Annotated in this window: 13 protein-coding genes; 7 read left to right on the top strand and 6 right to left on the bottom strand. The window is 61.4% G+C overall.

Translation table 11 applies throughout. The annotated features are described in order from the left end of the window. Positions 1-548: 548 nt before the first annotated feature. The 5 genes from dnaA (at position 549) to IE127_RS08915 (ending at position 9,813) form a co-directional block, all read left to right on the top strand. The gene (gene dnaA, locus IE127_RS08935; RefSeq protein ID WP_189426076.1) at positions 549-2,003 is read left to right on the top strand and encodes a chromosomal replication initiator protein DnaA; all 1,455 of its coding nucleotides are present in this window, start codon (positions 549-551) and stop codon (positions 2,001-2,003) included. 164 nt (positions 2,004-2,167) lie between these two features. Beyond that, the gene (gene dnaN, locus IE127_RS08930; RefSeq protein WP_189425336.1) at positions 2,168-3,289 is read left to right on the top strand and encodes a DNA polymerase III subunit beta; all 1,122 of its coding nucleotides are present in this window, start codon (positions 2,168-2,170) and stop codon (positions 3,287-3,289) included. Positions 3,290-3,329: 40 nt separating this feature from the next. Beyond that, positions 3,330-4,442, top strand: coding sequence for a DNA replication/repair protein RecF (gene recF, locus IE127_RS08925; protein ID WP_189425335.1), 1,113 nt, complete (start codon positions 3,330-3,332; stop codon positions 4,440-4,442). 109 nt (positions 4,443-4,551) lie between these two features. Continuing rightward, positions 4,552-7,005 carry a DNA topoisomerase (ATP-hydrolyzing) subunit B gene (gene gyrB / locus IE127_RS08920; RefSeq protein ID WP_189425334.1) on the top strand — a complete coding sequence of 818 codons (2,454 nt, stop codon included), beginning with the start codon at positions 4,552-4,554 and terminating at the stop codon, positions 7,003-7,005. Positions 7,006-7,317: 312 nt separating this feature from the next. Next, a complete protein-coding gene (locus IE127_RS08915; protein WP_189425333.1) occupies positions 7,318-9,813 on the top strand; it encodes a transglycosylase domain-containing protein in 2,496 nt (831 codons plus the stop codon). An 18-nt stretch (positions 9,814-9,831) separates the two neighbouring features. On the opposite strand, the gene IE127_RS08910 is transcribed toward IE127_RS08915, so the two are convergent. The 3 genes from IE127_RS08910 to IE127_RS08900 form a co-directional block, all read right to left on the bottom strand. Further along, a complete protein-coding gene (locus IE127_RS08910) occupies positions 9,832-10,563 on the bottom strand; it encodes a M48 family metallopeptidase (protein WP_189425332.1) in 732 nt (243 codons plus the stop codon). 116 nt (positions 10,564-10,679) lie between these two features. Further along, entirely contained in the window at positions 10,680-11,159 is a 480-nt protein-coding gene (locus tag IE127_RS08905) for a PRC-barrel domain-containing protein (protein ID WP_189425331.1), read from the bottom strand. A gap of 161 nt (positions 11,160-11,320) precedes the next feature. After that, positions 11,321-11,767, bottom strand: a complete 447-nt coding sequence (locus tag IE127_RS08900) for a DUF2852 domain-containing protein (RefSeq protein WP_189425330.1) — start codon at positions 11,765-11,767, stop codon at positions 11,321-11,323. A gap of 127 nt (positions 11,768-11,894) precedes the next feature. Here IE127_RS08900 and IE127_RS08895 point away from each other — a divergent pair, with 127 nt between their 5' ends. Together IE127_RS08895 and IE127_RS08890 are read left to right on the top strand one after the other, a co-directional pair. After that, a complete protein-coding gene (locus IE127_RS08895; protein ID WP_189425329.1) occupies positions 11,895-13,220 on the top strand; it encodes an ActS/PrrB/RegB family redox-sensitive histidine kinase in 1,326 nt (441 codons plus the stop codon). A gap of 31 nt (positions 13,221-13,251) precedes the next feature. Next, a complete protein-coding gene (locus tag IE127_RS08890; protein WP_189425328.1) occupies positions 13,252-13,803 on the top strand; it encodes an ActR/PrrA/RegA family redox response regulator transcription factor in 552 nt (183 codons plus the stop codon). Here IE127_RS08890 and IE127_RS08885 read toward each other — a convergent pair. From IE127_RS08885 to IE127_RS08875, 3 genes are read right to left on the bottom strand one after another with little or no spacing between them, the layout of a single operon-like run. Next, entirely contained in the window at positions 13,800-14,984 is a 1,185-nt protein-coding gene (locus tag IE127_RS08885) for an MFS transporter (RefSeq protein ID WP_189425327.1), read from the bottom strand. The two genes, IE127_RS08890 and IE127_RS08885, sit on opposite strands and share 4 nt — an antisense overlap. Then, positions 14,984-15,445, bottom strand: a complete 462-nt coding sequence (locus tag IE127_RS08880; RefSeq protein ID WP_244640069.1) for an MmcB family DNA repair protein — start codon at positions 15,443-15,445, stop codon at positions 14,984-14,986. The genes IE127_RS08885 and IE127_RS08880 overlap by 1 nt, the downstream gene beginning before the upstream one ends. Then, positions 15,438-16,631: an MFS transporter gene (locus IE127_RS08875; RefSeq protein WP_189425326.1), complete on the bottom strand. Its 1,194-nt coding sequence runs from the start codon at positions 16,629-16,631 to the stop codon at positions 15,438-15,440. Before IE127_RS08875 ends, IE127_RS08880 begins: the two co-directional genes overlap by 8 nt. Positions 16,632-16,809 lie beyond the last annotated feature (178 nt).

Here is a 16,809-nt window from a genome sequence, read left to right as displayed (position 1 = left end):
GCGAGAGTCAAGTCCCATTTTGCTTGATTCCCATGTTGCGAGCAGCGCCCCCCCGCTCTAGGATGCATCCATCATCTCAAGACAAGGCGACTGACAAGAGGCGTCGGCTTTTGATGGAAAGCAAGTTGGGGCAGTAAACTCAGGTTCAACGGGGCATTTTGCCCTATCGTCACTTAGCTGCAGGAAGTATAAATCTGGCTCAATTCTTTGACCAGAGCAGAACAACTGTGCCGTAAGCGGCGACAAGGTTGGCCAGACGACACGTTCGGTGGGCGTCGTTGCCAATAGAAATGACTAAACGGGTGTGTGCTTGGTGGGGCACGCAGGAGAGGCGATTTGCCGTCTTCAAGCCCGTCAATGCCGTGCCAGAACGGTGCGGACTCCGCGGGGGAGCGGCGAGCGGCGGACTCGCGGCAACTGTGAGACTTAGAAGAGGCAGGACAGGAATTATGAACGAGCAGGCGATAGCCGGGAAGGACGAATGGAATGATGCCGGACGTTCAGCAGCCGAACCCAGCGCGAGCTCCAAAGGCCAAGAGGCGCGCGAAATGAGTTTCGACAAATCCGGCGAGGGCTATGAGCGCGAGTTGTGGGCGCGCGTCCGTGCGCGTCTCAAGGCAAGCGTAGGCGAAGATGTCTTCGCAAGCTGGTTCCAGCGTCTGGAACTGGAGGAGGTCGTAGCCGACCTCGCGCATCTTTCCGCGCCGACACGCTTCCTGTGCTCCTGGGTGCAGTCCAATTATTCCGATCGTCTGCTCGAGGCCTTCCAGCAGGATGCTCCTGAAGTTGCTCGTCTGCAGCTGACCCAGCGCGTCAACGGTCAGGCACGGGTTCGTCTGGCTCCGAAACCCGAGCAGGCTTCGTCCGCCCAGCCAGAAGCACCCGAACAGCCGAAAGTCACGGCCCCGTCCCAGGCTCCGCGCCTCGTGCACGATAATTCCGCCAACAAGGGCGACGCCCTGGCGGGCAGCGCGATCGATCAGCGCATGACCTTCGATACCTTTGTGGCCGGCGGCCCCAACGAGATCGCCCTGGGCGTAGCGCGCCAAGTGGCGAACGCGGTCATCAACGGCACGGTCAGCTATAATCCGGTCTATCTTCATTCGAGCGTCGGACTTGGCAAGTCACACCTGCTCAATGCCATTGCGCACGCCGCAAGCGCCGCCGACAGCACCCGGACTATCGTCTACCTCACCGCCGACCATTTCATGTACAGCTTCATCACCGCGGTGAAGAGCCAATCGGCAATCGCCTTCAAGGAATGGCTGCGCCGGGTCGATCTGCTGCTGATTGACGACATGCAGTTCCTGCAGGGCAAGTCGGCAACCGAATTCGGGCACACACTGGGTACCCTGCTCACTGGTGCCAAGCAGGTGGTCGTTGCCGCCGATGCGCCGCCGCGCGATCTCGAACTCGTCGATGATCGCCTGCGTTCGCGCCTGTCGGGCGGACTCGTGGTTCCGATCACAGGGTTCGACTATGAGTTGCGGCGCGGCATTGTCCAGCGCCGCGCCGATCAGGCGCATGCCCGCTTTGGCGTGCAGTTTCCCTCGGCAGTGATCGACTACATCGCGCGCGCCGTCGTCAGCAATGGCCGCGACCTTGACGGAGCGGTGAACCGGCTGGTCGCAGGTTACCAGTTGACCGGTGAACTGATCACCGTGCCGATGGCCGAGAACAAGCTGGCCGATCTGGTGCGCACTCGTGACGCCCGCAAGGTCCGCATCGAGGACATCCTCAAAATGGTGTCCCGTCACTACAAGGTACCGCGCACCGAGTTGTTGAGTGCGCGCCGTTCGCGCGATGTGGTGCGGCCGCGCCAGATCGCGATGTATCTGGCAAAGATCCTCACGGCACGGTCGCTGCCCGAGATCGGGCGCCGCTTCGGCGGACGCGATCACACAACGGTTCTGCATTCGGTGCGCAAGGTCGAGCAGTTGATGCGCGATGATTCTGAATTGTGCCAGGAGATCGAACTGCTCAAGCGTATGCTCGAGGAATAACCCGCGCACTGGGGGCTGTGCCGGTATCCGCCGGTGCGGCCATTCGTCGGGGCACAACCGCCCCGATGCCCTTGCCTTTCACTCAGCAAATTGCAAAGGTCTCGGCCCCGCACAACGGGGTTTTTGCTGCGTCTGTCAGCCGACGATTTGAGGAAGTTTCCCGTATGAAGGTCACGCTCGAACGCAACCATTTGCTGAAATCGCTGAGCCACGTGCATCGCGTCGTCGAGCGCCGCAACACCTATCCCATTCTCGCGAACGTGCTGCTCAAGGCCAGCGAGGATCGTCTGGAACTGCGCGCCACCGATCTTGATATCGAGGTGACCGAGAGCGTGCCGGCGATGGTCTCGACACCCGGCACAACGACCGTGCCAGCCCACACGCTTTACGAGATCGTGCGCAAGCTGTCCGATGGCGCCGAAGTCCGCCTTGATACTGAGGGCGGCGAGCAGATGCTGCTGACCTCCGGGCGCTCGCGCTTTCATCTGGCGTGCCTCACGCCCGACAGCTTTCCTGATCTGAAATCCGGCAACTTTGCACACACCTTCTCGATCCCGGTGGGTGAACTGCGCGAGCTGATCGAACGCACGCAGTTTGCCATCTCTAACGAAGAGACGCGCTATTATCTCAACGGCATTTTCTTTCATGCCATCGAGAGCAGCCGCGACGGCATGGTGCTGCGCGCCGTCGCAACCGATGGCCATCGTCTGGCACGCGCCGATACCGATGCGCCCGAAGGCTCGGCCGGCATGCCCGGCATCATCGTGCCGAAAAAGACCGTCGGCGAGGTTCAAAAGCTGCTCGACAGCGCAGAAGGCGAAGTTGCCGTCGAGGTGAGCGAAACAAAGATCCGCTTCACGCTCGGCCCCGTCGTCCTGCTGTCGAAGCTCATCGAGGGAACCTTCCCGGATTACGAACGGGTGACGCCCAAGAATAACGACAAGCGCATGAGCGTTGACCGCCAGAGCTTTGCAACGGCGGTTGATCGCGTCTCGACCATAGCCTCCGATCGCGGCGGCAAGGCCGTGAAGCTGTCGGCGCATTCCGGTCAGCTAGAGCTGTCGGTGACGAACCCGGATCACGGCACCGCCAGCGAGGAGCTTGCGGTAGAATTCGAGACCGATGGCTTCGAGATTGGCTTCAACGCCCGCTATCTGCTCGATATCATCGCCCAAATCCGCTCCGATGAAGCCGAGTTCATGTTCAACGATGCCGGCTCGCCGACGCTCGTCCAGGATACCGGGGAAACACGCGCCCTTTACGTTCTGATGCCGATGCGTGTCTGAACCGGAAACCGGTAACTCCTCAAATGCACAAGGCCGCAGCATGCCGCCCAGCCGTTACATTGCGCGGCTGCGCCTGACGGCGTTCCGTAACTACACCACCGCCGCTCTCGATCTTGATCCTCGACATCTGGTGCTGACCGGACCGAATGGCTCGGGCAAGACCAATTTGCTCGAGGCACTTTCGCTGCTGGCACCAGGCCGGGGTCTTCGCGGTGCCAAGTTCGAAACGCTTCAGGCCCACGCGGTCGAGCAGGGCTGGGCTGTTGCCGCAACGATCGAGACACCAGAGGGTGCAGTCGATGTCGGCACCGGCGCCGGGCCTCAGGGACGGAGGGTGCGCATCAACGGTGCCAATGCCCGATCCGTCGAATCGATGAGCGCCTATCTGCGCGTGTTGTGGCTGACGCCGGCGATGGACGGGCTGTTCTCCGGGCCTGCAGGTGACAGGCGCCGGTTTCTCGATCGGTTGGTGACGACGCTGACGCCCGGCCACGCGGCGACCGTCAGCGACTATGAACGCGCTATGCGCCAGCGCAACCGCCTGCTGGAAGAGGACGCCGACCCGGCCTGGCTCAAGGCGCTCGAGCAGCAGATGGCGGAGCTTGGCGCCGGCATTCACGTCAACCGGGTTGATAGTATCGCGCACCTGCAGGCCCTGATCGAACAGAGCCTGACGGATGCCGGTTTTCCCGCAGCACGCTTGTCCCTGACGCCATTATTCGAGGATCGCGACGAACCGCATTCAATCGCAGCACTTGAGGAAAGTCTCCTGGCGCTCTGGGGCGATGCACGACGGCTTGATCGTGCCGCTGGACGCACCATATATGGACCTCACCGCGTCGATCTCGAGGTTGTGCATGCCCAGAAGGGGGTGCCGGCAGCGTTGGGCTCGACCGGCGAACAGAAAGCACTTCTTATCGGTCTCATTCTGGCGCATGCCCGCTTGGTCCGTCAACGCGCCGGCATTGCGCCGTTCATGCTCTTGGACGAGATCGCAGCGCATCTGGACGCGAGCCGACGTGCCGCGCTTTTTCAGGCGCTCGACGAACTTGGCAGCCAGTGTTTCCTGACCGGGACGGATTCTGTGCTGTTCGAAGCGTTTGGCGAGCGCGCGCAGCGCATCGGTGTACGCGAAGGACGGCTGTTCACATAAGAGGGCACCTGAATCCCCTGCAAATCCGGCAAAAGTCGGCATTCTGCTTGGGGTGGGCCGCCGGTTCCTGCTAGAACAAATTCAACCCATTACCCTGATTCGGAAAAACATGACCGACACCGATTTTCCCAATCCTTCCGATTATGGCGCCGACTCGATCAAGGTGCTCAAGGGACTGGATGCGGTGCGCAAGCGTCCGGGCATGTATATTGGCGACACCGACGATGGTTCGGGCCTGCACCACATGGTGTACGAAGTCGTCGATAACGCCATCGACGAGGCGCTGGCCGGGCACGCGGATCTTGTCACCGTCATGCTCAATGCCGACGGCTCAGTGACGGTCAACGATAACGGCCGCGGCATCCCGACCGATCTGCACAAGGAAGAAGGTGTTTCCGCGGCAGAAGTCATCATGACCCAGCTGCATGCCGGCGGTAAGTTCGACCAGAATTCCTACAAGGTCTCTGGCGGTCTGCACGGCGTTGGTGTGTCCGTGGTCAACGCGCTGTCGAGCTGGCTGAAGCTGCGGATCCGCCGCAATGGCAAAATTCACGACGTAAGCTTCACGCATGGCAATGTCGATGAGCCGCTCAAGGTCGTTGGTACCTATGAGGAGCATAAATCGGCGGGCACCTATGAAGGTCGCAGCGGCTCCGAAATCAGCTTCATGCCGTCGCCGGAAACCTTCACCAAGACCGAGTTCGATTTCAAAACGCTCGAGCATCGGCTGCGCGAGCTGGCATTCCTCAATTCGGGTGTGCGCATTCACCTCAAGGACCGGCGGCATCCCGAGCCGGTCGACGTTGAGCTCTTCTATGAAGGTGGCCTCGAGGCGTTCGTCAGCTATCTCGACAAGGCCAAATCCTCGCTGATCGAAAAGCCCATTGCCTTTTCGCACGAGCGCGATGGCATCACGGTTGAAGTGGCGCTTCAGTGGAACGACAGCTACCACGAGAACGTGCTGTGCTTCACCAACAACATCCCGCAGCGCGATGGCGGTACCCACCTTGCGGGCCTTCGTGGCGCGCTTACCCGGCAGGTCACGGCCTATGCCGACACCTCGGGTATCTCGAAAAAGGAAAAGGTCTCGATGACGGGTGACGACACCCGCGAGGGACTGACCTGCGTGCTATCGGTCAAGGTGCCCGACCCCAAGTTTTCAAGCCAGACCAAGGATAAGCTGGTCTCGTCCGAAGTCCGCCCCGTGGTCGAGGGTGTCGTCAACGACAAGCTCAACCAGTGGTTTGAAGAGCACCCGAACGAGGCCAGGGTCATCGTCAGCAAGGTCGCCGAGGCAGCGGCCGCCCGCGAAGCGGCCCGAAAGGCTCGCGAATTGACCCGCCGCAAGGGTGCTCTCGAGATATCCTCGCTTCCCGGCAAGCTCGCGGACTGCCAGGAGCGCGATCCCGCCAAAGCGGAAATCTTCATCGTTGAGGGTGACTCGGCTGGTGGTTCGGCCAAGCAGGGACGCGACCGGGCAACGCAGGCTGTGTTGCCTTTGCGCGGCAAGATCCTCAATGTCGAGCGCGCGCGCTTCGACCGAATGATCTCGTCCGATCAGGTGGGCACGCTGATCACGGCGCTCGGCACCGGTATCGGCCGGGAAGAGTTCGATCCCGATAAGCTGCGCTACCACAAGATCATCATCATGACCGACGCCGATGTCGACGGCGCCCATATCCGCACACTGCTGCTGACATTCTTTTATCGGCAGACACGTGAACTGATCGAGCGCGGCCACATCTATATCGCGCAACCGCCGCTCTATAAGGTCAAGCGTGGCTCGTCGGAGCTCTATCTCAAGGACGAGCGGGCGCTCGAAAACTACCTGCTGTCGACCGGCATCGAGGATGCCGTCTTCACGACCCGCGACGGTACCACCCATGCCGGCCAGGATCTTCTCGAAATCCTCAATCAGGCGCGCGACCTGGTGCAGGCGATCGACAGCCTTAATACCCGCTATAATCGTAGCCTCGTTGAGCAGGCCGCAATCGTTGGCGGGCTTGATCCTGAAGCTCTGGAAAATCCCGACACTGCAGCAGAAGCGGTGCGCCGGGTGGCCAACCGGCTCGACCGAATTTCGGACGAACTCGAGCGCGGCTGGACCGGCGAGCCGACGGAGGAAGGCGGAATGTCATTCTCGCGCACTGTGCGCGGCGTGACAGAAACGCACATGATCGATCGTGCTCTGTTGCAAAGTGCAGACGCGCGACGCCTGCGTCAGCTGGCGCCACGCCTCGAAGAGCTCTATGGCGGCGTGCCGGTGCTGTCCCGCAAGAATGACGAAGTCTCGATCTATGGCCCCGGATCGCTCTTCCGGGCGGTTGCCGCCGCCGGGCGTAAGGGCGTCTCTCTGCAGCGCTATAAAGGCCTGGGCGAGATGAACCCCGACCAGCTTTGGGAGACGACACTCGATCCAAATGCGCGCACGCTGATGCAGGTCGAGATCAAGGAATCCGACGACGCGGATACGATCTTCACCGCGTTGATGGGAGATCTCGTCGAGCCGCGCCGAGATTTCATTCAGGACAACGCACTGAGCGTTGCTAATCTCGACGTCTGATATATCGAACAGAGTAGCGGCCCTGGCGGTCGCTCCTGTGTATAAGATGCCTCGGCTTCTCAAGAACCGCAGCGAATTCTGGTCAGGACAGGACTCGCAAGTTTGTGAACTGGTGTATTATTCTCGCAACACAAAGGCTTGTGTCGTAGAGTTCCACATAAACAGGCCACAATTGCACCGGACAAGACGCTTGGCTATCGTCAAAACACTGGTTGCTGGCAAACATTTCGGCGACACGCCTTTCGCATAATTGCGCAATGATATGGATCTGGCGGGCAGGACCCGTCAGCAGCGTCATCAGGGCTCGACAGCATGGATTTTCGTATTTCTCCCGAGGATCGCGTAGGCGGTCAACAAGGCAAGCGCGGCGCATCCAAATCGGGACGCCGGCGCAAGGGAGAGCGTGTTGAGCCAAGTCTTGGCACCGGCGTTGGCGCGTTTGTTGACGATGAGCGCTCGGGTGGCGTTGCTCCCGTTCTGCCGACAGGCGACGCTCAGCCAAATCCACGAAAGTCCAAGAAGGCCGAAAAGTCACGCAAGGGCAGCGAGAGATCGACCCGCGGTGGCGGCGGCGGGAACGGCAAACCACCGAAGCGGAAGCGCCGTGGTGCCGGCGGTTTCTTCGTCGGCATCGTCTATTTCCTGTTCATGGGCGGCCTGGTGGCCGGTCTCGCTGCTATGGGGCTGGTGGTCTATTTCGGTATGCAATTGCCGGATTCCAACAGTTGGGCTGTGCCGGAGCGGCCGCCCAATATCCGCGTCCTTGCTGCAGATGGGCGGCTGATTTCGAACCGTGGCCAGACCGGTGGCGAAGCGATCAGTTACCACGAATTGCCCTACTACGTGCCCGCAGCCATCATCGCCAGCGAAGACCGGCGCTTCATGAGCCATATGGGTGTCGACCCGGTTGGCCTCGCGGCGGTTCTTGTGGAAACGCTGCGTGCCGGCGAAATCACGCGCGGTGCCTCGACGATCACCCAGCAGGTGGCAAAAAACCTCTTCCTGTCGCCCGACCAGACCCTCGGCCGTAAGGTGCAGGAAGCGGTGCTGGCAGTGTGGCTCGAGCAGAACTACACCAAAGAGCAGATCCTCGAGCTCTACTTCAACCGGGTTTATTACGGGCAGGGTGCTACCGGCATCGAAGCTGCCGCGCAGACCTACTATGGTATTTCGGCGCGAGATTTGTCACTCGGCCAAGCCGCAACGCTCGCCGGCATTTTGCCGGCACCATCCGCCTATAACCCCAAATCGGCCCCCGATATCGCGGCGCGCCGACAGGCGCTGGTCCTCAACGCAATGGTCGAAGAGGGCTATGTTACCCGTGAGGAGGCGGACGCCGCCGAGGCCAATCCGGATCGCTCCGCCCCATCGCGCGTCGCGGGGTCTGAATATTACGTGGCCGACTGGGTCGAAACCTTGATGAACGACTATCTCGGCGAGGTCGATGAAGACGTGGTGGTTCACACCACGCTCGACTGGGATTTGCAAAAGCACGCCGAGTTCGTCGTGCGCGAGAAGGTCGCTGAAGAGGGTGGCAACCGCGGATTCTCGCAGGCGGCGCTGGTCTCGATGGATACGACCGGTACCGTTCGGGCCCTGATCGGCGGCGTTGACTATAACAAGAGCCAGTACAATCGTGCCGTCACGGCGCGCCGCCAGCCAGGCTCGGCGTTCAAGCCCTTCGTCTACACCGCCGCGATGGAAAAGGGCTACACCCCAGATACACTCGCTGAGGATGCCCAGTTCACGTATAATGGCTGGAGTCCCGGCAACGCCACCGGCAGGTATGTCGGCACGGTAACCCTGCGACAGGGCCTGGCCTATTCCCTCAATACCATAGCTGCCCGGCTCGCGATCGACGTCACGCCACAATCGGTTATCGACGTCGCAACGCGCATGGGCATCTCGACGCCGATGGAAGCGGTGCCCTCGATCGCCCTCGGAACGCAGGAAGTTTCGCTTCTCGAACTGACTTCAGCCTATGTGCCGTTTGCCAATGGTGGCGTCGGCGTCATCCCGAACGTCATCTCGAGCATTGAAACGGTCGACGGCGAAGTGCTCTATCAGGCCTCGGACGCGGGCCCGGGCCGGGTGCTGGCGCCCGAGATCGTTGCCGAGATGAACGACATGCTCAAGACTGCCGTCGAGGTTGGGACAGGGCGCGGGGCCAATCTCAATGGCTGGCCGTTTGCCGGCAAGACTGGCACCAGCCAGAATGCCAAGGATGCAGTCTTTGTGGGCTATACCGCCGACATGGTCACCGGCGTCTGGCTGGGCAATGACGATGCGTCGGGCACGACCTTGTCGGGAGGCAACGTGCCAGTCGCGATCTGGTCGGAATACATGACCAGGGCGCATCAGGGGCTCGAGGTGGCGCAGTTGCCGGGTTACGGCGATGGGAGTTCCACCCTCGTGGCGGAACAGATCCTCGATCCGAATACCGGGCAGCCGATGATCGATCCGCAGACCGGCCAGCCGATGGTCCAGTTCATTGATCCGACAACCGGTCAGGTCATACAGCCGCAGATTGATGCAGGCACCGGCCAGCTTGTTCCGCAGACGGCGCAGATCGATCCGAATACCGGGCAGCCCGTGACCGGCGAAGCCCAGCAGCAGATCGATCCGAACACGGGATATCCGGTCCAGCAGCAGCCGGCGCAGCAGCCACTCGACCCGATGACTGGCCAGCAAATTCCACCGCAGCAGGTGGCAACCGAGCCGCAATGGAATCCCAATGCTGCCGAGCCAACGCCTCAGCAAAGCCCGCGCGCTCAGCGCACGCTGATGGATATGATTTTCGGAAACTGACTATGAAGACCTTGGGCGTCAGGCGCCCAGGGTCATCAGCTCTCGGCCATTTGCTTTCAGCCAGGCGCGGCCGCGCTCCATATCCGGTAGTGTCCGAGTCACGGTCTTCCAGAAAGCGGGGGAATGGTTCATTTCAACGAGATGCGCTACCTCGTGCGCCGCGACATAATCGAGAACGAATGGCGGCGCAGCAATCAGCCGCCAGTTATAGCTGAGATTGCCATTTGACGAGCACGACCCCCAGCGTGTGCTCTGGCTCCGGATCGAGATCGAGCGAACGCTGACGCCGAGTGTCCTGGCGTGGTGTGCGCTTCGCTGCTCGAAATCGCGCCGTGCTTCAGCCTTCATCCAGTCGATGACACGCCGTTGCAGATGCGGTGCGTCGCCTGGAACAAGAAGCAGCGGCTCCGTACCATCATGAGAAATCTCGACGCGGCCGCGCAAGCGTCCGGTGGCGCGAATACGGTGCGGCTCGCCGCGAACCAACACTGTGTCGTCTGGTTCAAGCCGCGCGCGCTCCTCGTGTCGCCTGACGCGCACGGCAAGCCACTCCTGGTGGCGATGCAGGAAAGCCTGCGCCTCGCCCCAACGCCCGGAATGCGGCAGTGTCAGCATCACTTCGCCCTTGGGCGTCAGCGTCAGCCGATAACTTCGTGCCCGCGCACTCTTGCGAACATTCACCAATACAGATCGACCATCGATCTCGACATTGGTGGTTCGTGGTGCAAATGTGGGAAAGGTGAGCCTCATCAGCGCCAGATTGCGCGATTCGATCCGGCAGTGCCACGCGAAACATCAGCGTCGAAGAGCGCCCATAAAAAAGGTGCGCCCGATGGACGCACCTCAAAGCTACAACAGTAAAGTGCTTACTGCCACCAGCCCTCATCAACGCTCTCACGCTCTTCGAGCTGCTCCTCGGAGAAGCGGGTGATGAATACGTAGTTCTCACCACCGTCCACCGGTACGAGGTCAACGTCGCCAACTTCGAGGTAGACGTGCTTGTCACCAATATCGAGGAACCCGCCGACTTCTGCGACGATGCCGGTCAGCTGACCTGACTGATCAAGAACGAGGTCTTCGATCTCGCCAATTTCGTTCCAGTCAGGACCAACGCCGTCATAGCCGGACCAGCCCCAGCTGGTATCTCCGTCCATGCCCCACGAACCTTCGTCATAGGCCTCATTGGTGGTATAGACAGGACCGCCGGTGATATCACGCGTACGGATGAGCTGCGACCAGTCGGTGGCACCGACCTGCATCTCGTCGTTGGTGGCCATGGTGTCCTGGGCTGCAACAGGGGCTGCGCCGAGGGCAACTACGGCTGCGATCATTGTAAAGCGTTTCATTTTGTCTGCCTCCTTTTTAATCTTGCAGTTGGGTGACCAACGAACGCGTCCTTCGTGCGTTCCAAAACTCGCGAGGCTGTTAGCTCAGGTCGTTTTTCCGGCGGTGGGGGAACAAAAAAGGCGCCCCAATGGAGCGCCCTCTCATATTATGCGAGGCTGTTTTAGCCGGGCTGGTTGCTCCAGCCGCCTTCTTGGGGCTCGGGCGCCCCGTAGCCCTGCCGGCTTCCGTGCCGATCGCGCATGAAGCGATCGAACTCTTCGCGGTCACGGGCCTTGCGAAGGTTCTCCATGTGCTCGTGGAAGTCCTCGATCTCCTGGTCGAGACGACGACGTTCTTCCTCGAGCCGGCGCAGCTGCTCTTCGCGGTATTCATCGAATGCGGCGTTGCCGCTCGATGAGCGCGGCGTATAGCTGCCACGCCCGGATGTGCACCAGGCCTTGCCCTTCTCGAAATAACTCTGGGCCTTGTCGGCGGAGCCGCCGAATTTTTCACCCCAGAGGATGTAGCCGAGCATCGCCAGGCCCAGCGGCCAGAAAACGATGAACCCGACTACCATCAATGCTATGGTCACGGGGGACCATTGCGGTTTGATGATTGCTGTGCTCATTGTGTCAACTCCCAGTCAGGAACGATGTTGATGTGGGCACTCACGGGGTAGGATCAAGCGTGTTCCTGTCGAAAACGTATCTTGAAAAGCGATCACGCCACCCCCATAGGCCGGTCAAGCAAGGCTAATGCAGGCCCAGTTCGCGATTTTCTCCCGCCCCTCGGCAAGTCCGGCGCTGCGCCTTGAAACCCTTGTCCGCATTCGTTGGCTGGCGGTGGCCGGCCAGGCCATCGGCGTGCTGTTCGTCGCTTTCGGCCTGGGCTATCCCCTGCCTTTGGCCGAATGCCTTGCCCTCATAACTCTCTCCGTCGTCCTGAACCTGATTCTTGTGATCCGGTACGGCGCCGGCTACCGGCCATCGCCAGAATTTGCCGCAGCGCAGATAGGCTATGACTGCTTGCAGCTATGGGGCCTGCTGGCCTTGACCGGAGGGCTGCACAACCCGTTTGCATTGCTGCTGCTCGCGCCTGTAGCGGTATCCGCGACCTCCCTGCCAAAACGCGCGACTTTCGTGCTGGCAGCACTGGTAATCCTCCTGGCCTCGATCTTGGCGGTTTGGCATCTCCCGCTTCCCTGGGATCCCGCCGAAAGCATCAGTTTTGCCCGCGTCTATGTCATCGGCATCTGGGTGTCGCTGATATGCGGCGTGGTGTTCGTCTCGGCCTATACCATGCGTGTGTCCAACGACTCGCGGCAGATGGCCGATGCGCTTGCCGCTACTGAACTCGCGCTGTCGCGACGCGAGCAGCTTCGGGCGTTGGATGGTCTGGCGGCCGCAGCCGCGCACGAACTCGGCACGCCTTTGTCCACCATCGCTTTGGCTGCAAAGGAAATGCGCGCCGAGGTGCGCGATGGCGATGCCGTGGCCGAGGACGTTGAACTGATCATCGACCAGGCTGCGCGTTGCCGCGCAATCCTCGCCAAGCTTCGCAATCTCGGGGCGGATGACGCCGACCCGTTCGCCTCTGCGCCATTGACCGATATTCTGGACGAGGTCGCGCGTCAGCATGAGGGGCGCGGAAAGGCTATCCTGTTCTATACAGAGCCCGCCGCAGGTCCCACGCCGGTGTTCCGGCGCAATGTGGGGCTGCTGTATGGCCTCGGCAATCTGATCGAGAATGCCACCGATTTCGCCCGCTCCACCGTGCGGGTCGAACTCGGATGGGATGCCGAACGGGTTTGGGTGACGATTACCGATGATGGGCCAGGGTTTGCCCTCGAACTGATCCAGCGGCTCGGTGAGCCGTATCTGACAACAAGGCATCGCGCAGCTCAGGACGGCGCCCTTGAAGGTGGCGGCGGGCTGGGCCTCGGGATCTTCATCGCCAAGACACTTCTCGAGCGTAGTGGCGCTGCACTCTCGTTCCGCAATGCCGAACCAGATGGGCATGCCCGCGTGGCAATACGCTGGCCACGCGACGCGGATGTGATAGATCGTTCCGGCACGCTTTGATTTCCGGCCCGCCAGTACCTATGTGAAAGCCATGACAACCGCCGAAGACCTTGTGAACATCGACCCCAACCTGCTGCTCGTCGACGACGACGCCGCCTTCCTTGGCCGTCTCGAGCGGGCGATGGCGCGTCGCGGCTTTGCCGTTCGCACCGCCGGATCGGTGGCTGAAGGCATTGCTGCTGTCGAGGCCGACCCGCCTGCCTATGCCGTGGTCGATCTGAGGCTTGAGGATGGCAACGGGCTTGATGTGGTCTCGCGCCTGCATGCCAAGCGTCCGGACGCGCGTGCGGTGGTCCTTACCGGATACGGAAACATCGCGACGGCCGTAACGGCGGTCAAGCTCGGGGCGACTGACTACCTGTCAAAGCCTGCCGATGCGGACGATGTCATTAACGCGCTGCTTGCGAGCGACGAAGAACGCCCGACACCGCCGGAGAACCCGATGTCGGCGGATCGGGTGCGCTGGGAGCATATCCAGCGCGTCTATGAGCTGTGTGATCGCAATGTTTCCGAGACAGCGCGCCGGCTCAACATGCACAGGCGTACCCTGCAGCGCATCCTCGCCAAGCGCGCGCCGCGCTAGGACGACGCAGCCGCCCGCGCGGCCCCGTCTTGACTACGGGGCGCCAGCCTGTTCGCCATGATGAATGACAGCACGACAATTGGCACCATGACGCCAAACGTCGTGCGCAACCCGAATCCTTCAGCAATCCAGCCGAGAACGGCTGGTGACAAAAGGTTGGTGCTCTGAATGAGCAGTGTGGTTGCTGCTACGTTCTCCGAGGAAGGACGGTCGCCCAGCCGCGCTGCAGCCGACAACATCAGCGGGATCGTTACGCAGATTCCAAACCCGATCAGCGCAAAGCCCGTTAGCGCCGCCCCTACGACAGGCGCGAGCGCGACAAAGCTCAGGCCCAGGAGCGACACGAGGCACAAGACCCGCGCAACGCGCACCGGTCCAAACCTGTCGATGAAACGATCCGCTGTCAGTCTGCCGATTGCCATCGAGGCCAGAAGCGCCGGCAGGGTGAGCGATTGCACGAACGCCGAGACTTCGAAGGTCTCGCGCATGTAAATGATCGACCAGGCCCGCGCACCCCCCTCAAGCACCCCCGCACAAAGGCCGAAGCCCACGAGTCCTAAGGTGGCCGCCGTGGGCCACGCGAGGCGGCGCCTGCCACTCCCGGCGTGGGGCCGCTCTGCCGCAGCCTTCATCGGCCAGACGACCACCGCCATGGCCAACATCACGACCGGGATCAGCGAAGCGAGATGAACCAATGGACTGATATGGAGGCCACGCGCCACGGCACCGATCAGTGCGGTGAGGAGGAAGCCGACGCTCCAGACGCCGTGGCAGGTGTTCATGATGCGATCGGGGGAGCTGGCTTCGATTCGATCCGCCTCGACGTTCATCGCAATGTTGGTCACGGAAAACGCAACACCGTTGAGTGCCATTAAGGCAAACATCGCAAAGGGATTCGGCACCAGCGGAATCAAGGCCGGGGTCGTTACCATCACCGGCATCAGAAACAGAATTGTGCGGCGCGGTCCCAGCCGCTCGATGATCTTGCTTGAAAACAGGAACATCGAGAGGGCGCCGACAGGCAGCCCCATCAGCGTAAACCCGAGTTCGCTCTCGTTCAGCCCAAGCTGCAGCTGCAGATCCGGAATACGCGTGTGAATCGCACCGGATGCCAGCGCGTGAATGAAGAACAGGGCGGCGATGCGCCATTGGGCCGCAATGCGCGGTTTTTCAAAGCGCATCATTTGGGTCCCGGGTCCATCAGCGTGTGGAGGCGATCCGCACCGAGACGCGCCAGTTTCAGCATCAGGGCCTTGCGTCGCGAAGCTTGCAGCGGCTGCTCAGCGGCGTCGCGCAGCACAGCGCCATCATGGCCGTCGGCGACAATCAGCCCTTCGGAATCCGGAAAAATGTTGGGGTCCAGCTCCGGCGGCTTTGCGAAAAAGAAGCGGTCGCAAAAGTCCTTGTATTCGGGCCATTTACGATCGACCTGAAAGTCGGTCAGGCTCGATTTGATCTCGACGATCCAGATACTGCCCTTCGGACCTATTCCAACAAGATCGGCGCGCCGGCCATTGGCCAGAGGCACTTCGGAATAGCACGCCATGTCGTAGGTCTCGCGCAAGAGCCGCATGGCGCCACGCTGGATGCGAAGCGCCGTGGCAGACTGCCGAAGGTCGACAATGGGCGGTAGATCAGACACCGGGCGCCTTCTGCTCGGCTGGTGCCGCTTCAGCCATGGGCTTCTGGCCAAGAGCTTGCGCGGTGACAAGGCTGAGAATCACCAGCGGAATGCCAACACCAAACGACCAGCGGATGCCGAAATGCTCCGCGACGAGCCCGAGCAAGGGCGGGCCCAAAAGGAAAGCCACGAAGGAAATCTGCGCAAGCGCCGCAACGTTAATCGCCGCCGGTCGGTCAGTGCGCTGAGCCGCAGCCGACATCGCCAGCGGGAAGATCGCGCTGGTACCGACGCCCATCAGCGCGAAACCGAGGAGTGACAGCATTGGGAAAGGCGAGAAGAAGACGATCAGTGTGCCGATGCCGAGAACGCTTAGCAGCGTGCGCGCCACAAGAACGGGGCTAAAGCGTTCGACAAACCCGTCGGCGAAGAACCGAGCCAGGGCCTGCGCGCCGGCGCCGGTCGCAACGGCGAGCCCGGCGATGAAGGGTTCCACCGAGAACACGTTGCGCATGTAGATGGCCGACCAGTCGGCCCCGGCTCCTTCAAGCACCATCGCCGAGAGCGTGACGGCCACCAGCACCATGATTGCGAGGCTCGGGCGTGCAAACAGGGGCTGTTTCTCCGGGCCGGGCGCGACCCGGTGTTTTGCGGGATTGTATTTGCCAAGAAACAGGATCGTCGCCAGCAGCACCACCGGCACCATGCCGAACAGGTGCGCAGCCGGCGAGATTCCAAGCTGCGCAATAACGGCGCCGGCAAGCCCGGCGGAAAAGAACCCGAAGCTCCAGAATGCATGGGCTCGGTTCATGATGCGCCGTCCAAGCAGCGCCTCGGTACGGTCCGCCTCTAGGTTGATGATCAACTCGATCGCGCCGATGCACATGCCAACGGGCAGCAGCAGCAGAAAAAATTGCAGCGGGCCCGACGCAAGCACTGCAACCGCGAACAGCAGGCTGAGTACAGGCACCAGAACCAGCAGCGAGCGGCGGTATCCGACCTTGTCGAGAATCGGCGTCGCGAAGGTCAACGAGATCAGTGTGCCGATTGCCGAACCCACGAGGGCAAGGCCAAGCCCACCCTCGCCGACGCCCATCGCCGTCTGGATTGCCGGAAGCCTTGGATAAAGGCTGCCCAGACAGAACGAATAGATGAAAAAAGCCGCAAAGACCCGAATGTGGGGCGGCAGCTCGAGGCCGTAGCGCATGGGCGGGAATGACTCGGTGGGCAAATGACAGCGGGACGCTAGAGCAAAATGCCTGACAAGGAAAGCCGGCCAGAAGCCCTGGCGGTACGCTGCAAGACAAAGGGCCGCCCGGCTATGCCGGTGCGGCCCTGTTCACGTGAAAGCACGTGAGACTGATCGTTCTATGCGCACTCTGGCG

The organism is Devosia pacifica (genome assembly GCF_014652635.1).
Classification (GTDB): Bacteria; Pseudomonadota; Alphaproteobacteria; order Rhizobiales; family Devosiaceae; genus Devosia; species Devosia pacifica.
Note: the sequence above shows the minus strand (reverse complement) of the source record. Positions and strands in the feature narration are given on the sequence as shown.